Genomic DNA, 21,137 nt, shown 5'->3' with positions numbered 1-21,137 from the left:
GACCTCGGGGACATGCACCTGCTGGGATGATCAATTGAGCGATGCGTACGGTGTGTTCTCTGCGCGCACCGTCCACAGGAAGCCGGGAAAAGCCCACCCGATCGACAGGACGGCAACGTGAGCCACTACCCACCCCACAGCCCCTCTTCCTCGGTGTACCCCGGCTACCCGCCCCCGCCTTCCCCGACGCGTGAACGGGTCTTCGGCCCCTTACTGGTGGCCTCCGTGCTGTGCACCGGGCTGATGGCCGGGTTGTTCTTCGCCTACGACGTCTCCGTCATGCCGGGTCTCGCGGAGCTGGACGACCGCACGTACGCGGTGGCCATGCAGCGCTTCAACGCGGTGATCGACGGCAGCGGGCTGTTCGGCCTCGTCTTCATCGCCGCGCTGGGCCTGACGGTCGCCTCCGCGATCGTGGCCTTCCGCAGGAAGCGGCTCGCGGTGGCGGTGCCCCTGGTCGTCGCGGCCGTCTGCTACCTGGCGGTGCTGGTGATCACGGTCGCGGTCAACCTCCCGCTCAACGCGGAACTGGCGGACCTCGGCAACCCGGCGACCGCCGAGGACCTCCCGGCGGTGATCGAGGACTTCAAGTCGGTCTGGGTGCCGGCCAACGTCGTCCGCACCCTCCTGTGCGTCGTCAGCCTCGGGGCCCTGTGCTCCGCCGTGCTCCGCTACGGCCGGGTGTCCGGGTCGTTCCCCCGGTGATGACCTGCGGGCCCCGCCCGCGGGAACGGGCGGGGCCCGGAAAGGGAAAGCCCGTCATGAAGACGCGGTGACCGGGCCTGTCGGGGAACGGAAGTGACAACCCTTCGGAAAAACGGAAGCGCCGTTTTCACCGGGACTGGAAGGACGGGAAATCACCGTCCTTTCCGTGGCCATGCTTTGCACGTGCACATGTTCCGGCGGTGAATACGTCGATCCCTTTCGGCGACCGCGGGCCGGTATCGGTGGGGCTGGGCGACCCGCCTCTTCCCGTGCGCGCGGGATGGGCCGCGCCGGGCGCAGCGGACATGCGACCCGCGGCGCGGGCCGCATGTCTCCCCGTCCTCCGGACGCGGCCCGGGCATCATGGCCCGGGCGGCCCCGGCGCGCGGCCTTCGGCAGGAGGGGTGCGATGCGTGAGATCTGGACGGTCGGGCACTGGACGTGCCCGGAGGAGACGTTCATCGGCCTTCTGGACGCCCAGCGCATCGACGTACTGGCCGACGTCCGGGCGCACCCCGGCTCCCGCCGCAGCCCGCAGTTCTGCGGCGGGACGATGCGCGGATGGCTGGAGCGGGCCGGGATCGACTACGTGTACCTGGACGAACTCGGTGGCCGGCGACGCAAGCAGGACGTGGACCCCGCCGTCAACGCGGGCTGGCACAACACCGGTTTCAGGAACTACGCCGACTACACCCTGCTTCCGGCGTACGAGCAGGGCATCACCCGCCTCACCTCCCTCGCGGAGCGCGGTCGCGTCGCCGTCATGTGCGGCGAGCCGATGCCGTGGCGCTGTCACCGCCTCCTGATCGCGAACACGCTCACCGCCCGTGGCTGGAGGGTCCTCCACATCATGGACGGGGACGGGACGCGCCTCCACGAACTGGGCGCCTGGGGTGCCGAGCCGCAGGTCGGCGTCGACGGGCGGGTGACGTACCCGGCACCGTAGCGCCCCTCACGGAGCGTAAAACCGTACGGGTGCGCGACGTCCGTGCGGTAGGTTCCTGCCATTCGAAGGGGGCGAAGTGGCGAAGCTCAACCAGATCATCGCCGTGGAGAAGGGTGTCAAGAGCAAGTCGCTCCAGGACATCACCGCGGCCCACCACAAGGTGCAGAAGCCCGTACATCTGGCCGGTATCTCGCGTACGTACCAGCCCAAGGACGAGGAGGGCGAGCAGCTGCCGCCCGAGTCGACACGGGTGCAGGTCCAGGCCGAGGACGTACTGCGGGAGATGTCGGCGTCGCTGACCCGGCTGTTCGACGTGACCGCGACGAAGGACTGGGCCAACTGCTCGGCCCGTGCGGACGTCACCGTCGACGGTCGCACGGTCGTGGCCGAGGTCCCGGTCAGCTACCTCCTCTTCCTGGAGAAGCAGCTCACCGACCTGCACACCTTCGTGAAGAAGCTCCCGACGCTCGACGCCTCCGAGTCGTGGTCGCCCGACCCGTCGACGGACTGGTGGAGGACCGACCCGGTCCGCACGATCCGTACGAAGAAGGTCCCGCGCAACCACGTCAAGGCCGAGGCGACCGACAAGCACCCGGCGCAGGTCGACGTGTACTACGAGGACGTGCCGATCGGGTACTGGACCACCGTGAAGTACTCCGGGGCGCTGCCGGCCCGGCGGGTCAACGAACTGCTGGACCGGGTCGAGAAGCTCCAGCACGCGGTGAAGTTCGCCCGTGAGGAGGCCAACGGCGTCGAGGTCACCGACCGGCGGGTCGGCGACGCGGTGTTCGGCTACCTGTTCGGCTGAGGCCGGGCGCGAGGCGGCACCCACAGAACGCCCCCGCGCATGTCGTGGGGGTGCGCACCATGCGCGAGGCGGAATGAGGTCCGCCTCGGGTGATGAGCGCAAGCTGAAACTGACGTTCAGCCTGAAGACGCGGTGACGGTGGAGGTTCGAGTCCTCCCCCCGGCTCCACACGCCGGGGTGGCCCAACATGGCAGAGGCAGCCGCGATCACACTCAGACTCTCGCTCCAGCTTCAGTATCGCCGCCGATTGCCAGACCGACCGAGTACGGACGCACACCGTCGAGTGCTGGTTCGAATCCGGCCTGCGCCTCTGCACGGCGCGGTAGTTCAATGGAAGAACGCGACGGTCTGACGACTGATCCGCACTCTTAAACGGTGCTGGCACGCGCAATTGGGTGGCAACCCCAGGGGCCCGGGAGCTGGATACGACTCCCGGGCCCCGCCACGTCCGGCCTCCACCACGTCCGGCGTCTTCCGCGGTCCGAGAGGTGCACGGCGGCCGGGACCACCCTTACGGAGCCTTGCTCGCCGGTGGTGGCGTCACGGGCGGTTCGATGGTCGACCGGACGTAGATCCGCTTGGTGCCCGGTGTGAACTCATGGGCGAAGAGGTCGACGCAGCGTCGGAGGTACCTGCCCTGCGGGGTCGCGAGGTCGTCCGGGCACAGGCTGGTTCTCCGCAGGCCCTTGACGAACATCTCCGGTTCGGGCAGGCCGAGATGGCCGAACGCTGCCGCAGGGCGGTAGTCCTTCATCTCCCAGCAGCAGGTCATCTCGGGAGTATCGCTGCCGAATCATCACCGGTGTGGGGGGCCGAGGGGCTCTGTGCCCCGCACCTCCGTGGACGCGTGGGAACGTACTGATCCGAGCCGCCACCGGTGCGAACCGCACCGGGCGCGCTCGTTGCTCTTCGTCCCGGCCACCCGGGCCTGTGACGCACTCGCCTTCACCTGGCACGGTGAGCCGAGCCGGTTCCTTTCACCGCTGCTTCCCGCACGCTGAGTTCCGGCCCGGGCGTCTCGGCTCCGGGGGCAAAATGACCAAGAAGGAGGACGAAGCGCAGAGGCTCGGGCAGGGTGGGAGAGGTAAGTCATGAGCCGGTGGCCGACGGGATCGAAGCCGGGCGATTCCTGAGCGCTCCACCCCCTCGTCCCCGATGAGCCGGCGCCGACGCACGTGTTGTGGTGCACAAGGAGAAGATGTGGCGACAGAGACCTTCAGCATCGACAAGCGGCCCTTGCGGGATCTGCTGGGGCAGGTCGGGGCGGGGAAGATTCAGTTGCCTGAATTCCAGCGTGGCTGGGTCTGGCCCTGGCCCAACATCGCGAGTCTGCTGGCCTCGGTGTCTCTCAACTACCCGATCGGGACGGTGATGCTGCTCCAGGGCGGCGGAGATGTCCGGTTCAAGTACAGGCCGATCGAGGGAGCGTCCCCGAGCGGGCAGGCGCAACCGGAGTCGCTGATTCTGGATGGACAGCAGCGGCTCACGTCGCTGTTCCAGTCGCTCGCGATGAACAGCCCGGTGGAGACCCAGGACGAGCGTAAACGCCGGGTGAGCGGCTGGTTCTACGTCGACATGGTCAAGGCGCTCGACGAGAACGAGGATCGCGAGGAGGCGATCCGCTTCATTCCGCCCGCGCGCAAGGTGGTCAACTTCCGGGGCGAGATCCTGGAGGATTATTCGACCCGGGAGTTGGAGTACCAGCACCGCGTCTTCCCGCTGCACAGTCTCTTCGACAACTCATGGGGCGACGGTTTCGCCCGCCACTGCAGTTTCGCACCGGACGCGATGGAGCTCTGGTACCGCTTCCGCGACAGCTTCATCAAGTCGTTCGACCTCTACCACTTCCCGGTCATCGAACTCGGCAGGGGCACTCCACGGCAGGCGGTCTGCCAGGTCTTCGAGAAGGTCAACACGGGGGGAGTCACCCTCACCGTCTTCGAGCTGCTGACGGCGACGTACGCCGCCGACGAGTTCGATCTGCGACGCCACTGGCGCGAGTGCCGTTCCGCCTGGGAAGCGCCCGAATACGCCATCCTGGAAGACGTCTCCAACACCGACTTCCTCCAGGCGGTCACTCTCCTCGCCACTGCCGAGCGGCGGCGCCGGGAGGAGGAGGCCGGCACGGACGAGGAACGTCTGCCGCGCATCGGGTGCAAGCGCAAGGAGATGCTCGTGCTGGGCCTGGAGGACTACCGGCGGTACGCCCCCGATGTCGTCGCCGGCTTCAAGGCCGCCGCCAAATTCCTGCGCCAGCAGTTCGTCTTCGACACCCGGTTCCTGCCGTACGGCACGCAGCTCATCCCCCTCGCGGCGATCTTGGCCCTCGCCGGCAAGGACGCGGAGACCGCGGGTGCGCAGGAGAAGCTGGCCCGCTGGTACTGGTGCGGGGTGTTCGGCGAGTTGTACGGCGGCACCACCGAGACCCGGTTCAACCTCGACCTCCCCGACGTCGTCGACTGGATCCGCGGATCGACGCAGGAACCCCGCACGGTCACCCAGGCTCAGTTCGCGGCCAGCCGCCTGCTGACCCTGCGTACTCGGCAGAGCGCCGCCTACAAGGGGATCTACGCGCTCCTGCTCAAGGCGGGCGCAACGGACTGGCGTACGGGGGAGAAGGCGGAGGTGAGCGTCTACTTCGACGAGACGATGGACATCCATCACATCTTCCCGCAGGCGTGGTGCCAGAAGAACGGACACGAGCGTTCCGTCTACAACTCCATCGTCAACAAGGCTCCCTTGACGGCACGGACCAACCGGATCATCGGTGGCCACGCGCCGTCCGACTATCTGCAGCGGCTCGCCAAGGCGGCCGAGACCAGCCCGGAGAGTGTGGAGCGGCGCGTCGAGACGCACCTCGCGGACCCCGGGCTGATGCGGGCCGACGACTTCGACGCCTTCTTCGAGAAGCGGCGGAGGGTGCTTCAGGAACACATCGCCACGGCGATGGGAAAGCCGGTGGTCGACGACCACATTCCGGGGCAGCGGCCCGGGGAGGCGATCCAGGCGGCTGAGAACGACCTGCAGAACGGCGTCCCGTCTCCCGCGGAGCGCTGATACCCGACACGCAGGCACACGCCGCAGGCCCCCTTGTTCGGCACGCCGCAGCTCCGGGATCATGCCCTTCGGCTGTGCCGACAGTCCTACGAGAGAGGCTTGTCCAGGAGGACGACTCCGCCGCGCTGTTGCCCCTGCGACGGCGCGCGGAGGGCGGTGACCCCAGGTCGCAGCGGCGAGCCACTGGTCGACCAGTCGAGATACGCGTGCAGTGCCCTACGGGGCCTCGGTATGGGCAGATGGTCTGCGGGTGGTGGGAAGCGTCCGGGCCACCCGCGCGGGGCTGTCCGGGGCCAGACCGGCCCGCCGACGAACGCACGCCAGGCGTCGTGGCCGAAGGCGACGACGGGGCTGGCGGGACGCTTGCTGTCGCTGACTAGGACGAGGTGGGGGAGGTTGCCGGCTACCTCGACGCACTCGTTATTGCCACGGCTGTACGTGCTGGTGCGCCACCTCGCCATGGCCAGTGTTTCGCGTACGCCCCGCATTCCGTCACCAGGAGCTACGACCCGAGGATCCGTCTCCGCACCGACTACGTCTTCGTGCGCTTCGGAGTATAGGAATGGCTCTACTCGCTCTGTGGACAAAGAGTGGGAGATCTTCCTCGCGGACGCGGTGCGTGAGTGGATCAGCGGTCTCGACGGTCAGACTCTTGCCCGGGTGGTGCAGGCGCTGGATGCATTGGCGGAGGGAGGCCCAGGGCTGGGACGCCCGCTGGTGGACACCATCCATGGCTCGTCGATGGCCAACCTGAAGGAGTTACGTCCTGGCACGGTGCGGATCCTGTTCGCTTTCGACCCGTGGCGATGCAGCATTCTGCTGGTTGCGGGAGGCAAGGCGAGCCGATGGAATGAGTGGTACCGGGAAGCGATTCCCCTGGCCGAGCAGCGTCATGAGACGTACGAAAAGGAACGGGCTCAGGAAGAAGGAGGGCAACCGTGAGCGGGTACACGCGCTGGCTGGACATCCGCGCCGAGCATATTGCGCGCGTCGGCGGCGAGGAGGCCGTGCGCGCGGGCAAGGAGGAGCTTCTGGCCGAAGTCACCGGGCGTCGCCTGGCGGAACTGCGGCGGGCACGAGGTCTCACGCAGCAGCAGGTGGCCGACCGGATGGGCATTACCAAGGGGCGGGTGTCGCAGATCGAACGCGGCAACGTCTCAGGGCAGGATGTCCTTGCCCGTTTCGCGGCCGCTCTGGGTGGGCGTCTGCATCAGGCGATCTACTTCGACGACGGAGACATCTCCGCCATCGCCTGACAGCGGCGCACCTCCCCCTCCGGCCCACCCTGAGGCTTCCCCCGCGTGGGGAGCCGCAACATGCCGTAGACCCGACGGACGTGACATGCCCCTCAGCGCTACTACGGGGCCTTACTCGCGGGCGCGGGTGGGGGCGTCACGGACGGTTCGATGGTCGACCGGACGTAGATCCGCGTGGTGCCCGGTGTGAACTCATGGGCGAAGAGGTCGACGCAGCGTCGGAGGTACCTGCCCTCCGGGGTCGCGAGGTCGTCCGGGCACAGGCTGATTCTCCGCAGGCCCTGGACCGGCGTTTCCGGCTCAGCCAGCCCGAGGTGACCGAACGCTGCCGCAGGGCGGTAGTCCTTCTCCTCGGGATGGATATTTTTGATCATCTCGGTGCCGTCCGGGATGAGCCGGCCGGTGTACGTCTCCGCCTCGGCGGTCGGGAGGACGAAGGACAGCAGACCGGTGTCGTGACGCTCCCCGACCTTGTAGCCCGCGCGACGGTCCGATGCCGTGCCCGGAATGCGAATGCCCATCCGGTCGCTCATCCAGGCAGGCGTAGCACCGTCTTCCCAGCAGCAGGTCATCTCCTTGTCCAGCAGGTCCGAGGAGACCCTTTCCGTGACGCAGGAGACCAGGCCGATCGTGGCGGCGGCGCAGGCGAGAAGCGCCGACAGGACGACGACGGAGACAGGCATGCGACGGCGGCGTACGGGCGGCTCGCCCGGTCCGGTCTTCCTGATGTTCTTCATCGGTCCTCTATCGCGCTTCCCGCTGCTCACGACAGGCAGTCCGGCCCCCCTCGCGCCCAGGCTCGTCCGGCGCGGGCTGGGCATTCCGGTGGGGGCGTACCCCCCTAGTGCCGCAACAGGCAACGTTCGCCCCGTCGCGACGCCCGGCACGCACTCTCGCCGCACCGGCCGAAAGCCCAAGTACGTCCAGTACAAGGACTTCCGGCCGGCACGCCGAGAGCACGCACCCGACGCCGCTCCTTGACGGGCAAACGTTGCCTGCCGCGGCACTAGACAGAGGTGCTTGACGCTGCTGCCCGCCCCATCGCATTCATGGGCGACGACTGTGGTGTGGAGGTGGTCCTGAACGGGCAGATGGCGCGGGAGGTGGTTGGGAAGCGCCCGGGGCCACCCGTGCAGGGCTCCCCGGGGTCAGACCAGCCCGCCGACGAAACCACGCCAGGCGTCGTGGCCGAAGACGACGACGGGGCCGGCGGGGCGCTTGCTGTCGCGGACGGGAACGAGATGGGGGAGGCCGGGGGCGACCTCGACGCACTCGTTGTTGCCGCCGCTGTACGTGCTGGTGCGCCACCTCGCGCCCGACAGGTCCGGCGTGCTTGGGTGTGCGCTGTTCATGGTTGATGCTCCTTGGCCCGGCGATGGATGGCAGCCCGGGACTCGATCGGCGAGAGCGCTGATGTGCGCGCGGCGTCGAACAGCTCTTGGTAGCGGGACACATCCGTTTCCCGCTCCAACCACATGGAACCCGACGGGTTGTCCGCCAGTACCACCTCGAGCGCGCCCTCCTCGGGAAAGCCCAGGACTACGTACGGGCCGAACATACTCGCATGGGCTCCACGGGAGAACGGCAGGACCTGGATGGTCACATTGGGGCGCTCGGAACTGGCCAACAGGTGTGTCAACTGCGCGTTCATGACGTGTGAGCCGCCGACCTGCTGAAGAAGTACAGCCTCCGACACCACGGCCCACAGCTGTAGGGGGTTGTCGGAGTACAGGCGCTCCTGTCGAGCCAGGCGCACCTGCACGAACTTCTCGATTTCGTCCGCTGACTGCCATTGCCGAGAAGCAACCGTCACTGCCCGAATGTACTCCGGAGTCTGGAGCAGGCCGGGCACGAGTTGGGCCTGGAACGTCCGGATCGACCCGGCCATGGCCTCCAGGGCGATGTAGTCGCGATACGTGTCGGCAAGCACGTCACCGTACTGGTTCCACCAGCCCTCCCGCCGCCTGCGATTGGCCTTGCGGGCAAGCGAGGTGAGGCGCTCGCGGACCTCGTCGTCCGAGACCGCGTAGGCGTGGAGCATCGCGGTGAGGTCGGGTAGACGGACAGCCACGCGTCCGTTCTCGATCCGGCTGATCTTGCCCTTGGTGCAGTCGAGAGCATCGGCTGCCTGAGTGGTGGTCAGTCCGGCCGCCTCCCGCAATCGACGCAACTCGTCTCCGAGTTGGCGACCAAGAACGGTTGACGGGTTTGCCGTGGCGCTCTTCGTGTGCATGGACCCACCTCTATCAAAGTGGCTGCTCGGAGAGGGCGAGGTTTCCCGAAAGAGTGAAAAAAGGTGCTGAAGCTATCAGCAACGTTGCAGTTTCGCTCCGTGCTCGCCCATTCTGCTTGCGTCGGCAACGACGCCCTGCGTTGCGGATGGTGCGCGTTCGCAAGGGGCTCCGACCGAACCGCAACCCTCTGGGAGCAGGCGTGAGTGAACCGTGCGAGGTGAAGTTCAAGTTGGTGCGCAGCCGCAGCAGCGTCTCGAGGGCGCGAGCGGTCCTGCGCGCCTCGCTCGGCGAGTGGCGGGCTGCACAAACGGTGTGCGAGGCGGGGGAGTTGGTGCTTTCCGAGCTGGTGACCAACGCCCTGCACGTCCAGGTACCCGAGGACCGGATGATCGGGGTTCGGATCGAATGCCGGGGGCGTGGTGGGCTGCTGCGGCTGGAGGTGAGTGACGCGGGAGAGGGGCGGCCGGTGGTGCAACGGCCCGGCGAGTTGGCCACGACGGGGCGTGGACTGCTGCTCGTGGAGGCCCTGGCCCACCGCTGGGGGGTGGACGAACGGCAGGACGGCATCGGCAAGACGGTGTGGGCTGAACTGCTGGCCCCGGGCATCGTCCCGCTGCCCGGAAGGACGGACATCGCGGCAGTAACCATCCGGGCCGGTCAGAGCGTACGAGTCGGAGGAGCCTGGCGAACGGTCCGCAGCGTGCGGAGTGAGCGGTACGCCTCGGGTGGGCTTTCCGTCATCGTCGGCCTGGACGAAGGCCCCGCCCTGCGGCTGCAAGCCGGAGAACCGGTGACTGTGCGGATCGGGGGAGTGCACGCCGAGGGCGCCCGTGCAGTCGGGAGTCGGACTCGGCCCGCGGCGGGCCCGGTGAGTACGTCGTGAGGTGGCTGCGGGAGAGGTTACGTCGGCGGAGGTGCCGTACGGCGTGGGCCCGGCCCCGGTTCACCGGCACATTGCTGCAGATGATCGACCGCCGACTCGTCGTGGTCGGCGAGGCAGGTGAACCGGTGCGGAGGCCGCTCCCCGCACGGGCGCCGGTGCTCCGCCAGGGCCGTGGCTCGCTTCGGGGACGCGTTCGTATCCCCGCGGGCCTCGACGACCCCGTACCGGCTTCGCCGAAGCGATGGCGATGCGTTGATGAGATTGCTGCTCGATACCCGCGTCGTCCTGTGGTGGATGGCCGATGCCCACAACTGCCCGGCCGGGTCAAGTACCTGATCGACACCGAGCCTGCCGTGTACATCAGTGCGGTGTCCCCCTGGGAGATCACCGTCGAGCAGTACCTCGGCGAGCTCGAAGGGCTGGGCGAACTGGCGGAGCAGGTGCGCGACCTGCCTTTGACCAGTGTGCCCGTCATGGCTGCCCACGGGGTGCGTGCGGGCCGGCTGCCGATGGTGCACACCGACCCCTTCGACCGGATACGCGTCGCGCAGGCGCAGGCCGAAGAGATGGTCCTGGTCACCCGGAACGCCTGGATCCCGCTGTACGACGTACGGACCGTGCGGGTCTGACCCGTACGCCGTCCCTCGGGAGTCGGGACGGCGGGCGCCTGCCGTCCCGACTCCCGCGACGCGCGGCTGGAGCGGGTCGCCGGGCGCGCATGTCCTCGACGGCCGGAAGAGCTTGTACTGCCGGGTGATGCGGTAACCGGTGCAGGGGGCGGCGGAATCACTGCCGTACACCTGGGCCACCTCGGGGTGTCACTCGTCGAGCCTGCAACGGAGTTCCAGCACACCCGGAGGAGTGGCGTCATCTCTTCCTCGGGCCACCCGGATGCGCGGCGGAAGAGTACGTGCGCCCGAGGGTGACCCGAGCCCCCGGCGGGGGACCACCTCAGCTTCAGGGCACGCCGACACATGGAAAAGACCCCCTGATCAGCGTTTCCACTGATCAGAGGGTCTTTTCGGCACTTCCTGCGAAGTGCCCCCGGCAGGATTCGAACCTGCGCACCCGGCTCCGGAGGCCGATGCTCTATCCCCTGAGCTACGGGGGCGATGTCGCTGCGCTCGGCGGCGACGAGTGAAACCCTACCAGCTCCGACAGGGTGGCCGGGAACAGGTTTTGCGCGTCGTCGGCTCCGGAGTGAGGCCGCCCCGAAGTCGACGACGGTCGCACTCCGGGGGGCGGAAGTGGGCAAAACCCGGACGCAGCCCCTCCGGCCGACCTACTCTCGAAGGGTGCCAGGGGCGTACGGCCGTGTGCTTGTTGTCGACGACAACGAGGCCATCCGGCAGCTGATCAGGGTCAACCTCGAGCTGGAGGGCTTCGAGGTAGTGACCGCGGCCGACGGCGTCGAGTGTCTGGACCTCGTGCACCGCGTCTGCCCGGACGTGATCACGCTCGACGTCGTCATGCCGCGGCTCGACGGCATACAGACCGCTGTCCGGCTGCGTTCCGATCCGCGTACCAGCCATCTCCCCGTCGCCGTCGTCAGTGCCTGCACGCCGTGCGAGGTGGACTCCGGCGTGACCGCCGGGGTGGACGCCTTCCTGGCGAAGCCGTTCGAGCCGGGGGAGCTCGTACGGATGGTGCGCCGGCTCGCGCACCGGGGCGATCCGCCGCCGCTCGACGGCTGTCGCGGGGCCGGGAGGGCGGGGAGCGCTGCCGGGTGACCGGACCGGCTGGGGGCCCGCGCCCACCCACCCGCGCCCTGCGCGAGAGGCGGCTGTCCGCGCCGCGACCCTGCCCACTGTCCTCCCGGACGCCCGGCCGTCGGCCGCGCCCAGCCGTCGGCGGAGTGCCCGCAGCCGGACGCCGGGTTTCCGCCGGGCGGCCCTTCCCGGTGCCCGCGCCCGAACCTGGACAACCGGCCGCGTCCCCATACCGGCGGCTGCGCGCACCGCGCTGTCGGCCGCCGTCCTGCTGCGGCCCCGGTCGCGCCCGGACGCGGGCGGTTGCCCGCATCGCGAAACCGGTTGGCGAAGTGACCCCCTCCCTCCCCTACGCTTGTCCCGTGACCCCCGCCGACCTCTCCTCGACCGTGCTGCACGCTGTGCGCCGCGCGGTCGACGAGGACGCCCTGCGCGCGCCCGTGCCCGCGCGCGTGCGAGTGGAGAGGACGCGGCCCGGCGGCAGCGGGGACTACGCCTGTGCCGTCGCCCTCCAGTTGGCGGGGCCCGCGGGGCTCCCCCCGCGGGGTGTGGCCGAGATCCTGCGGGAACGGGTCGTCGGTGCCCCCGGGATCGGACGGGTCGAGATCACCGGGCCCGGTTTCCTGAACTTCACGCTCGACGCCTCCGCCGACGCCGCCTCCCGCGCCGCCCGCGTCCGCGAGGTTGCCGGGCGGGGCCTCCGCTACGGATGGGTCACCACCGGTGCGGGGGCCCTCCGGCGGCTCCACCACCCACGCGAGATCCGGTCGGCGGTCGTAGCCCAGAGCGTCGGGCACCTGCTGCGCACCCAGGGCGACCAAGTGCTCATCGGTTGCGCGCGGGAGCCCGGACCCGGCTGGGACCGGCTCGGCCTCCACGTCGCCCCGGGCGCCGGAACCGTGGAGCGGACCGAAGAGCGTGCCGTCCCGGTCGGGGCCGAGGAGAGCGCCGAGATCTGTCCCGTCCCGGTCGGGGCTGAGAAGAGCGCCGAGATCCGTCCCGTCCCGGTCGGGGCCGAGGAGAGCGCCGAGATCCGTCCCGTCCCCGCCGGGGCCACGGCGGACGCACTGCTGGAGCGGCTGGGCGCCGACGCCACCCGGTGGGGTCTGCTGCGGCCCGCCGGCCACGACCGCGCCCCGCTCGGCGGTGACCTCCTCGTCCAGACGGAGGCCAACCCGCTCTTCCTGGTCCGTTACGCCCACGCCCGCACCCGCGCGCTTCTCCGCGAGGGGGAGCGCCTCGGTCTCACCGCCGCGTACGACGCGGACGTCGACGCCCCCGCGCTGCACGCCGCCCTCGCCGACCACCCCGGGGTGCTCGCCGCCGCCGCACGCCACCACGCGCCCGACCGGCTCGCCCGGCACCTCGAAACGGTGGCGCGCGCCTTCTTCGACCTCCACGACGCCTGCCCGCCGCTCCCCGTCGGTGACGAGAAACCCTCGGCCGCCCACCGCTCCCGGCTGGCTCTTGCCGAAGCCGCCGGGACGGTGCTCGCAGGCGGCCTGTCCCTGCTCGGCATCAGCGCGCCCGAACACCTCTGAGACCCGAGAGAACAGAGCAGAACGATGAGCCGATCCGCACACCCCGCCGGACCCCGCCACGCCGACGTCCTCCCCGAGGGCCACTACATCGCCCCGGCCACCGACCTCAACGTGCTGGACGAGAAGGTGTGGTCCCGTACGGTCACCCGCGACCAGGACGGTGCGCTCACCGTCGGGGGGATCGAAGTTGCCCGGTTGGCCGAGGAGTTCGGCACCCCTGCGTACTTCCTCGACGAGAGTGACTTCCGGGCGCGCTGCCGCGCCTGGGCGGACGCCTTCGGCCCCGACGCCGATGTGTTCTACGCCGGCAAGGCCTTCCTCTCGCGCGCCGTCGTGCGCTGGCTCACGGAGGAGGGCCTGAACCTCGACGTGTGCTCCGGCGGGGAACTCACCACCGCCCTGGACGCCGGGATGCCCGCCGACCGGATCGCCTTCCACGGCAACAACAAGACGGTCGCCGAGATCGAGCGGGCCGTCGAAGCGGGCGTCGGGCGGATCGTACTCGACTCCTTCCAGGAGATCGTCCGCGTCTCCCACACCGCGCAGCGGCTCGGTAAGCGGCAGCGCGTACAGATCCGGGTCACCGTCGGTGTCGAGGCGCACACCCACGAGTTCATCGCCACCGCGCACGAGGACCAGAAGTTCGGCATCGCGCTGGCCGACGGCCAGGCCGCCGAAGCCGTCCGCAGGGCACTGACCCTGGACGGGCTCGAACTCATCGGCATCCACTCGCACATCGGCTCGCAGATCTTCGACATGGCCGGCTTCGAGGTCTCCGCCCGGCGCGTGGTGCAGCTGCTCGCCGCGGTCCGCGACGAACACGGCGTCGAACTCCCCGAGATCGACCTCGGTGGCGGCCTCGGGATCGCGTACACCTCCGAGGACGACCCCCGCGAGCCGCACGAGATCGCCAAGGCCCTCAGCGACATCGTGACCCGCGAATGCGAGTCGGCCGGGCTCGCCACCCCGCGCATCTCCGTCGAGCCGGGCCGCGCGATCGTCGGCCCCACCGCGTTCACGCTCTACGAGGTCGGCACCATCAAGCCGCTGGAGGGCCTGCGCACGTACGTGAGCGTCGACGGCGGCATGTCGGACAACATCCGCACCGCGCTGTACGACGCCGAGTACAGCGTGGCCCTCGTCTCGCGCAGCTCCGACGCCGAACCCATGCTCGTCCGCGTCGTCGGCAAGCACTGCGAGAGCGGGGACATCGTGGTCAAGGACGCCTTCCTGCCGGCAGACCTGGCGCCCGGCGACCTGATCGCGGTCCCCGCCACCGGCGCGTACTGCCGGTCCATGGCGAGCAACTACAACCACGCCCTGCGCCCGCCCGTCGTCGCTGTGCGTGACGGCAGGGCGCGCGTGATCGTCCGGCGTGAGACGGAGGAAGATCTCCTGCGTCTCGATGTCGGCTGATGAAATTCACGTCTCAAAATCCGGACGGGTGGCAGAAACCCCCGTCCGGTGAGTGAGACTGGTCCACACACCGGAAGTATGAGAAACGAGGTCGGATGATGCGTACGCGTCCGCTGAAGGTGGCGCTGCTGGGCTGCGGAGTGGTCGGCTCAGAGGTGGCGCGCATCATGACGACGCACGCCGACGACCTCGCCGCGCGCATCGGCGCGCCGGTCGAGCTCGCGGGTGTGGCCGTCCGCCGGCCTTCCAAGGTGCGTGAGGGCATCGACCCCGCACTGATCACGACCGATGCGACCGCCCTGGTCAAACGGGGTGACATCGACGTCGTCATCGAGGTCATCGGCGGCATCGAACCCGCCCGCACCCTCATCACGACCGCCTTCGAGCACGGCGCGGGCGTCGTCTCCGCCAACAAGGCGCTGCTCGCCGAGGACGGCTCCGCGCTGCACGCCGTCGCCGAGCAGCACGGCCGGGACCTGTACTACGAGGCGGCCGTGGCCGGCGCGATCCCGCTCGTACGGCCGCTGCGCGAGTCCCTCGCCGGGGACAAGGTCAACCGGGTCCTCGGCATCGTCAACGGCACCACCAACTTCATCCTCGACAGGATGGACACGAGCGGGGCGGGATACTCCGAGGCGCTCGACGAGGCCACCGCCCTCGGGTACGCCGAGGCCGACCCCACCGCCGACGTCGAGGGCTTCGACGCCGCCGCGAAGGCCGCCATCCTCGCCGGGATCGCCTTCCACACCCGGGTCAGGATCGGCGAGGTGCACCGCGAGGGCATCACCGAGGTCACCGCCGCGGACATCGCCTCGGCCCGCCGCATGGGCTGCACCGTCAAGCTCCTCGCCATCTGCGAGCGGGCCGCCGACGGCAGGTCCGTCACCGCCCGCGTGCACCCCGCGATGATCCCGCTCAGCCACCCGCTGGCCTCCGTCCGCGAGGCGTACAACGCGGTCTTCGTCGAGTCCGAGGCCGCCGGGCAGCTCATGTTCTACGGCCCCGGCGCGGGCGGCGCCCCGACCGCGTCCGCGGTTCTCGGTGACCTGGTCGCCGTCTGCCGCAACATCCTCGCCGGGACCACCGGCCCGGGTGAGTCCGCGTACACGCGTCTGCCGGTCAGCCCCATGGGCGACGTCGTCACGCGGTACCACATCAGTCTCGACGTGGCCGACAAGCCTGGCGTACTCGCCCAGGTCGCTACGGTCTTCGCCGAACAGGACGTATCCATCGATACGGTCCGCCAGCAAGTCCGCCAGGACGGCAGCGGCGAGGCATCCCTCGTCGTCGTCACCCACCGCGCGCCCGACGCGGCCCTCTCGGGGACCGTCGAGGCGCTGCGCAAGCTGGACACCGTGCGCGGTGTCGCCAGCATCATGCGTGTTGAAGGGGAGTAAGGACCCATGACCAGCAACGGCACCCACCAGTGGCGCGGCATCATCGAGGAGTACCGGGACCGGCTTCCGGTCACGAGCACGACGCCGGTCGTCACCCTCCGTGAGGGTGGCACGCCGCTCGTCCCGGCGCAGGTCCTCTCCGAGCGCACGGGATGCGAGGTGCACCTCAAGGTCGAGGGCGCCAACCCCACCGGTTCGTTCAAGGACCGCGGCATGACGATGGCGATCACCCGCGCCAAGGAGGAGGGCGCGCAGGCCGTCATCTGCGCATCCACCGGCAACACCTCCGCCTCCGCCGCCGCGTACGCGGTGCGGGCCGGAATGGTCTGCGCCGTCCTCGTGCCGCAGGGCAAGATCGCGCTCGGCAAGATGGGGCAGGCCCTCGTCCACGGCGCGAAGATCCTCCAGGTCGACGGCAATTTCGACGACTGCCTCACCCTGGCCCGCAGTCTCTCGGACAACTACCCGGTGGCGCTGGTCAATTCGGTCAACCCCGTCCGCATCGAGGGCCAGAAGACCGCCGCGTTCGAGATCGTCGACGCGCTCGGTGACGCCCCCGACATCCACGTCCTCCCGGTCGGCAACGCGGGCAACATCACGGCCTACTGGAAGGGTTACAAGGAGTACGCGGGAGACGCGGTCTCCACGCACACCCCGCGCATGTGGGGCTTCCAGGCCTCCGGCTCCGCGCCCATCGTCCGCGGTGAGATCGTCAAGGACCCGGCGACCATCGCGACCGCGATCCGCATCGGCAACCCCGCCTCCTGGCAGTTCGCGCTGGACGCCCGGGACGAGTCGGGCGGCTTCATCGACGAGGTGACGGACCGGCAGATCCTGTCCGCCTACCGCCTGTTGGCCTCCCAGGAGGGTGTCTTCGTCGAGCCCGCGTCGGCCGCCTCGGTGGCCGGTCTGCTCAAGGCCGCCGCGGAGGGCAAGGTCGACCCCGGTCAGAAGATCGTCTGCACCGTCACCGGGAACGGCCTCAAGGACCCCGACTGGGCCGTCGCCGGCGCCCCGCAGCCGGTCACGGTACCGGTCGACGCGACCACCGCGGCCCGGAAACTGGGCCTCGTCTGAGGGCTGTCCCACACATCCCGGCCGATCGGCGCACCGCCTCCGGTGCGCCGATCGCGGGACGGACGGGGCATCGCCCCGGTACCGGAGGTGCCGGGGCGATGCCCAGAACGCGGCGGGTGCGCGGGCCGGGCGTCACCGGGCAGGCGGGGTCCCGGAACCGGCCCTGGCCGGTGCCCCGGCCGTCCGGCCGCCCCGAGGGGCGAAGAGCGCAGAGGCGGCGTGCGACACGCCTCGTGCGCCTCCTGTGCGCCCTATGTCGCCACAGAACCTTCCTTCGATAAGCTGTACTCAACCCGCCCCGCCGCACGCGCCGCGGTGCAGTCGCCGTAGTGACCTCCGGACACCCCGCCCCGCACCACGGCACCCCCACGCACGTCGAAGTACCCGCACGACACCGCCCGCACGACACCACCCCGCACCACCATCCCCGCCGCCGTACAGGAAGAGTCGTCCAACCGATGGCCGGTCCCGCGTTCCGAGCCGCCGCCGTCCGGGTGCGCGTCCCCGCTACCAGCGCCAACCTGGGTCCGGGTTTCGACGCCCTCGGCCTCTCGCTCGGGCTCTACGACGACGTCGTCGTCCGGGTCGCCGACTCCGGACTGCACATCGACATCGCGGGTGAGGGCGCCACGACGCTGCCCCGCGACGAGAACCACCTGCTCGTACGCTCCCTGCGCACGGCCTTCGACCTGCTCGGCGGGCAGCCCCACGGGCTGGAGATCGTCTGCGCCAACCGCATCCCGCACGGCCGGGGGCTCGGCTCGTCCTCCGCGGCCATCTGTGCCGGGATCGTCGCCGCCCGCGCCGTGACGACCGGCGGGGACGCCCGCCTCGACGACGCCGCGCTGCTGGAGCTGGCGACCGAGATCGAGGGCCACCCCGACAACGTCGCCGCCTGCCTGCTCGGCGGTTTCACCCTGGCCTGGATGGACGGCGGAGCCGCCAGGGCCATCAGGATGGACCCCGCCGGCACCGTCGTCCCGGTGGTCTTCGTCCCCGCGACACCGGTCCTCACCGAGACCGCCCGCGGCCTGCTGCCGCGCACCGTCCCCCATGTGGACGCCGCGGCCAACGCCGGACGCGCGGCCCTCCTGGTGGAGGCGCTGACCAGGCGGCCCGAACTGCTGCTCGCCGCCACCGAGGACCGGATCCACCAGGAGTACCGGGGGCCCGCGATGCCGCAGAGCGTGGAACTGGTCGGCCGGCTGCGCGCGGACGGCGTCCCCGCCGTCATCTCCGGCGCCGGGCCCACGGTGCTCGCGCTGACGGAGGAGGGCGAGGCCGACAAGGTGGCCCGACTGGCCGGCGAGGGATGGGCCGCGAACCGGCTCACCCTCGACGCCGCGGGCGCGAGTGTGCTGCCGCTCGCCGCGTAGCCGCACCTGAGCGCACGTGATTGCCGGTGCACGAGAGGGGGAATGTTTGTTGGAGCCGGTAGTGTTAACCTCAAGTCAGCAATCGACGTCTTTGTGGCGCGTTGCTTCGTGTCCCCCTTAGGGACCACCACTCTTCCGGGAGCCTCCCCGACTGCCTGAGCAGCCTGCCTGAGCTTTCGAGCACGCTCCGGAACCGGCACGACACCCTCTCGCTTGTCCAGGAGTGGGCCGAGCAGGGGGATCTCGCGCCGGAACCCCGCACATTCATCTCTCCGCCGTACCCGGCGGACCACCGCCCCGGCACGGTCCGCGATCGACACGATCAACAGACCGCAGTCGGACAGCACAACCGGTCGCCGAGCCAGAAGGCCGACGTCCGCTCCAGGGAAGGACCCTTCGTGAGCGACACCACCGATCTGATGGGCGTCACTGCCGACAAGAGCGTCGACAGCTCCGCGCCCGCCGAAGGTGCTGCCACTGGCACCACCGCACGGCGCCGCCGCTCCGGCACCGGCCTCGAGGGCATGGTCCTGGCCGAGCTGCAGCAGGTCGCGTCCGGCCTCGGCATCAGGGGTACTGCGCGGATGCGCAAGAGCCAGCTGATCGAGGTCATCAAGGAGGCGCAGGCCGGAGGCACCGCCTCCAGGACCGCCTCCAAGGCCCCCGCCGCCGCGGAAGCCGAGACCAAGCCCAAGAGGCGCGCCACGTCCAAGACGCGCACCGGCGACGAGAGCGCCGCGGCACCGGCCGAGAAGGCCGCCGCCCAGCAGCAGATCGACATCCCCGGTCAGCCGGCCAGCGACGAGCAGCCCACCGGTGAGCGCCGTCGCCGCCGGGCGACCGCCCAGGCGGGCAGCCCCGAGACCAAGACGGAGACCAAGGCGGAGGCGCAGGCCGAGCCCAAGGCCGCCGAAGCCCGTCAGGACCGTGGTGACGAGCGCGCCGAGGCGAAGGGCGAGGCCAAGGCCGAAGCCGCCGTCGACACGGCCGAGGGCCGCCGCGGTGACCGCCAGGACGGCCGGCGCGACCGCGGCGACCGCCAGGACCGCGGTGACCGCCAGGAGCGCGGCGACCGCCGGGACCGCCAGCGCGACCGGCGCGGCAAGGGCGACGACCAGGGCCAGGGCGGCGGACGCCGTCAGGGTCAGCAGGGCGGCGGCCAGGGCCAGAGCCAGGGCCAGCAGGGCGGCGGCCAGCAGGACGACGGTTACGACGACGAGGGCGGCCGGCGCGGACGCCGCGGACGCTACCGCGACCGCCGGGGCCGTCGTGGCCGCGACGAGTTCGCGACCGACGTCCAGGTCGCCGACGACGACGTCCTGATCCCCGTCGCGGGCATCCTCGACATCCTCGACAACTACGCCTTCATCCGGACCTCCGGCTACCTGCCGGGACCGAACGACGTGTACGTCTCCCTCGCCCAGGTCCGCAAGAACGGCCTGCGCAAGGGTGACCACGTCACCGGCGCGGTGCGCCAGCCCAAGGACGGCGAGCGCCGCGAGAAGTTCAACGCGCTGGTCCGCCTCGACTCGGTCAACGGCATGGCCCCGGAGACCGGCCGTGGCCGCCCCGAGTTCCAGAAGCTGACCCCGCTGTACCCGCAGGACCGGCTCCGGCTGGAGACCGACTCCAACGTCCTGACCACCCGGATCATCGACCTGGTCGCCCCGATCGGCAAGGGCCAGCGCGGCCTGATCGTGGCCCCGCCGAAGACCGGCAAGACCATGATCCTGCAGGCGATCGCCAACGCGATCACGGTCAACAGCCCCGAGTGCCACCTGATGGTCGTCCTGGTCGACGAGCGTCCGGAAGAGGTCACCGACATGCAGCGGTCGGTGAAGGGCGAGGTCATCTCCTCGACCTTCGACCGCCCCGCCGAGGACCACACCACCGTCGCCGAGCTGGCCATCGAGCGCGCCAAGCGCCTCGTGGAGCTGGGCCATGACGTGGTCGTCCTGCTGGACTCGATCACCCGTCTGGGCCGCGCCTACAACCTGGCGGCACCGGCTTCCGGCCGCATCCTGTCCGGTGGTGTCGACTCGACCGCGCTGTACCCGCCGAAGCGCTTCTTCGGAGCCGCGCGCAACATCGAGGACGGCGGCTCGCTGACCATCCTGGCCACCGCGCTCGTCGAGACCGGCTCGCGCATGGACGAGGTGATCTTCGAGGAGTTCAAGGGCACCGGCAACATGGAGCTCAAGCTCGACCGGAAGCTCTCGGACAAGCGCATCTTCCCGGCGGTGGACGTCGACGCGTCCTCCACCCGTAAGGAAGAAATCCTGCTCGGCAGCGACGAGTTGGCCATCGTCTGGAAGCTGCGCCGGGTGCTCCACGCGCTCGACCAGCAGCAGGCCATCGAGCTGCTGCTCGACCGGATGAAGAAGACGCAGTCCAACGCGGAGTTCCTGCTCCAGATCCAGAAGACGACACCGGCGCCGGGCAACGGCAACGACTGACGTCCCACCGGTCTCAGCGCGCCACTGCCCCCGTCACGCCCGTGACGGGGGCAGTCGTGCGTACACCCGCGGCCCTCTCGCGGCGCGGCCTCCACGTCCGTGCGGACGGCCTCGACAGCCTCGCCCCGGCCCACGAGAGGTCACCCCGCCCGTGGAGTACGGCCCCGCCGACCCTCAACGGACGCTCCATGAGGGGAAGGGCGGCCTGACGGACGGGGGCGGGCGTCCGGGCGACGAGCCGCTCCCGGCCTCCGCCCCGCGAGGTCCGCCGGCGAC

20 protein-coding genes and 1 tRNA gene are annotated in these 21,137 nt (G+C 70.2%); 15 read left to right on the top strand and 6 right to left on the bottom strand.

What is annotated here, in order from left to right; translation table 11 throughout:
• The first annotated feature begins 33 nt into the window (after positions 1 to 33).
• The 3 genes from BA175_RS08605 (at position 34) to BA175_RS08595 (ending at position 2,459) form a co-directional block, all read left to right on the top strand.
• On the top strand, positions 34 to 705 hold the full coding sequence (locus BA175_RS08605; RefSeq protein WP_368073316.1) for a DUF1772 domain-containing protein: 672 nt from the start codon (positions 34 to 36) through the stop codon (positions 703 to 705).
• 409 nt (positions 706 to 1,114) lie between these two features.
• Positions 1,115 to 1,651 (top strand): DUF488 domain-containing protein, encoded by a 537-nt coding sequence (locus BA175_RS08600; protein WP_069170701.1) that lies wholly within the window; start codon positions 1,115 to 1,117, stop codon positions 1,649 to 1,651.
• Between the two features lie 76 nt (positions 1,652 to 1,727).
• Positions 1,728 to 2,459 carry a DUF7873 family protein gene (locus tag BA175_RS08595; RefSeq protein ID WP_069170700.1) on the top strand — a complete coding sequence of 244 codons (732 nt, stop codon included), beginning with the start codon at positions 1,728 to 1,730 and terminating at the stop codon, positions 2,457 to 2,459.
• A gap of 511 nt (positions 2,460 to 2,970) precedes the next feature.
• On the opposite strand, the gene BA175_RS08590 is transcribed toward BA175_RS08595, so the two are convergent.
• Positions 2,971 to 3,231, bottom strand: coding sequence for a hypothetical protein (locus tag BA175_RS08590; protein ID WP_254667840.1), 261 nt, complete (start codon positions 3,229 to 3,231; stop codon positions 2,971 to 2,973).
• A gap of 428 nt (positions 3,232 to 3,659) precedes the next feature.
• On the opposite strand from BA175_RS08590, the gene BA175_RS08585 reads away from it, so the two are divergent.
• Positions 3,660 to 5,516, top strand: a complete 1,857-nt coding sequence (locus BA175_RS08585) for a DUF262 domain-containing protein (RefSeq protein ID WP_069170699.1) — start codon at positions 3,660 to 3,662, stop codon at positions 5,514 to 5,516.
• A gap of 86 nt (positions 5,517 to 5,602) precedes the next feature.
• On the opposite strand, the gene BA175_RS32295 is transcribed toward BA175_RS08585, so the two are convergent.
• Positions 5,603 to 5,977 carry a DUF397 domain-containing protein gene (locus tag BA175_RS32295; RefSeq protein ID WP_438947322.1) on the bottom strand — a complete coding sequence of 125 codons (375 nt, stop codon included), beginning with the start codon at positions 5,975 to 5,977 and terminating at the stop codon, positions 5,603 to 5,605.
• A 118-nt stretch (positions 5,978 to 6,095) separates the two neighbouring features.
• Here BA175_RS32295 and BA175_RS08580 point away from each other — a divergent pair, with 118 nt between their 5' ends.
• Both BA175_RS08580 and BA175_RS08575 read left to right on the top strand, forming a co-directional pair.
• Positions 6,096 to 6,458 carry a type II toxin-antitoxin system RelE/ParE family toxin gene (locus tag BA175_RS08580; RefSeq protein ID WP_069170698.1) on the top strand — a complete coding sequence of 121 codons (363 nt, stop codon included), beginning with the start codon at positions 6,096 to 6,098 and terminating at the stop codon, positions 6,456 to 6,458.
• A complete protein-coding gene (locus BA175_RS08575; protein ID WP_069170697.1) occupies positions 6,455 to 6,772 on the top strand; it encodes a helix-turn-helix domain-containing protein in 318 nt (105 codons plus the stop codon). The genes BA175_RS08580 and BA175_RS08575 overlap by 4 nt, the downstream gene beginning before the upstream one ends.
• Positions 6,773 to 6,873: 101 nt before the next feature.
• Here BA175_RS08575 and BA175_RS08570 read toward each other — a convergent pair whose 3' ends face one another.
• The 3 genes from BA175_RS08570 to BA175_RS08560 form a co-directional block, all read right to left on the bottom strand.
• Positions 6,874 to 7,509 (bottom strand): hypothetical protein, encoded by a 636-nt coding sequence (locus BA175_RS08570; protein WP_254667839.1) that lies wholly within the window; start codon positions 7,507 to 7,509, stop codon positions 6,874 to 6,876.
• Positions 7,510 to 7,920: 411 nt separating this feature from the next.
• A complete protein-coding gene (locus BA175_RS08565) occupies positions 7,921 to 8,124 on the bottom strand; it encodes a DUF397 domain-containing protein (protein WP_069170696.1) in 204 nt (67 codons plus the stop codon).
• The gene (locus tag BA175_RS08560) at positions 8,121 to 9,005 is read right to left on the bottom strand and encodes a helix-turn-helix domain-containing protein (protein WP_069170695.1); all 885 of its coding nucleotides are present in this window, start codon (positions 9,003 to 9,005) and stop codon (positions 8,121 to 8,123) included. The genes BA175_RS08565 and BA175_RS08560 overlap by 4 nt, the downstream gene beginning before the upstream one ends.
• Positions 9,006 to 9,205: 200 nt before the next feature.
• Here BA175_RS08560 and BA175_RS08555 point away from each other — a divergent pair, with 200 nt between their 5' ends.
• Complete coding sequence (locus BA175_RS08555) at positions 9,206 to 9,889, top strand: ATP-binding protein (RefSeq protein ID WP_254667838.1); 684 nt, start codon at positions 9,206 to 9,208, stop codon at positions 9,887 to 9,889.
• Positions 9,890 to 10,176: 287 nt separating this feature from the next.
• Entirely contained in the window at positions 10,177 to 10,518 is a 342-nt protein-coding gene (locus BA175_RS08550; protein ID WP_368073312.1) for a type II toxin-antitoxin system VapC family toxin, read from the top strand.
• Between the two features lie 410 nt (positions 10,519 to 10,928).
• Here BA175_RS08550 and BA175_RS08545 read toward each other — a convergent pair.
• A tRNA-Arg gene (locus BA175_RS08545) sits at positions 10,929 to 11,000 on the bottom strand.
• 136 nt (positions 11,001 to 11,136) lie between these two features.
• Between BA175_RS08545 and BA175_RS08540 the strand changes: the two genes are divergently transcribed.
• The 7 genes from BA175_RS08540 (at position 11,137) to rho (ending at position 20,861) form a co-directional block, all read left to right on the top strand.
• Positions 11,137 to 11,619, top strand: a complete 483-nt coding sequence (locus tag BA175_RS08540) for a response regulator (RefSeq protein ID WP_254667837.1) — start codon at positions 11,137 to 11,139, stop codon at positions 11,617 to 11,619.
• Between the two features lie 341 nt (positions 11,620 to 11,960).
• Positions 11,961 to 13,139 (top strand): ArgS-related anticodon-binding protein NrtL, encoded by a 1,179-nt coding sequence (nrtL, locus tag BA175_RS08535; protein WP_069170692.1) that lies wholly within the window; start codon positions 11,961 to 11,963, stop codon positions 13,137 to 13,139.
• A gap of 24 nt (positions 13,140 to 13,163) precedes the next feature.
• A complete protein-coding gene (gene lysA, locus BA175_RS08530; protein ID WP_069170691.1) occupies positions 13,164 to 14,555 on the top strand; it encodes a diaminopimelate decarboxylase in 1,392 nt (463 codons plus the stop codon).
• A 95-nt stretch (positions 14,556 to 14,650) separates the two neighbouring features.
• The gene (locus BA175_RS08525; protein ID WP_175420782.1) at positions 14,651 to 15,952 is read left to right on the top strand and encodes a homoserine dehydrogenase; all 1,302 of its coding nucleotides are present in this window, start codon (positions 14,651 to 14,653) and stop codon (positions 15,950 to 15,952) included.
• A gap of 6 nt (positions 15,953 to 15,958) precedes the next feature.
• Positions 15,959 to 17,029 carry a threonine synthase gene (gene thrC, locus BA175_RS08520; protein WP_069170690.1) on the top strand — a complete coding sequence of 357 codons (1,071 nt, stop codon included), beginning with the start codon at positions 15,959 to 15,961 and terminating at the stop codon, positions 17,027 to 17,029.
• Positions 17,030 to 17,487: 458 nt separating this feature from the next.
• Entirely contained in the window at positions 17,488 to 18,405 is a 918-nt protein-coding gene (gene thrB / locus BA175_RS08515; RefSeq protein WP_069170689.1) for a homoserine kinase, read from the top strand.
• 398 nt (positions 18,406 to 18,803) lie between these two features.
• Positions 18,804 to 20,861, top strand: a complete 2,058-nt coding sequence (gene rho, locus BA175_RS08510; RefSeq protein WP_069170688.1) for a transcription termination factor Rho — start codon at positions 18,804 to 18,806, stop codon at positions 20,859 to 20,861.
• Positions 20,862 to 21,137: the final 276 nt, after the last annotated feature.

It is taken from the genome of Streptomyces griseus (assembly GCF_001715295.1).
Classification (GTDB): domain Bacteria; phylum Actinomycetota; class Actinomycetes; order Streptomycetales; family Streptomycetaceae; genus Streptomyces; species Streptomyces griseus_G.
The sequence above is the reverse complement of the archived record's forward strand: the minus strand, read 5'-3'. Positions and strand labels throughout refer to the sequence as shown.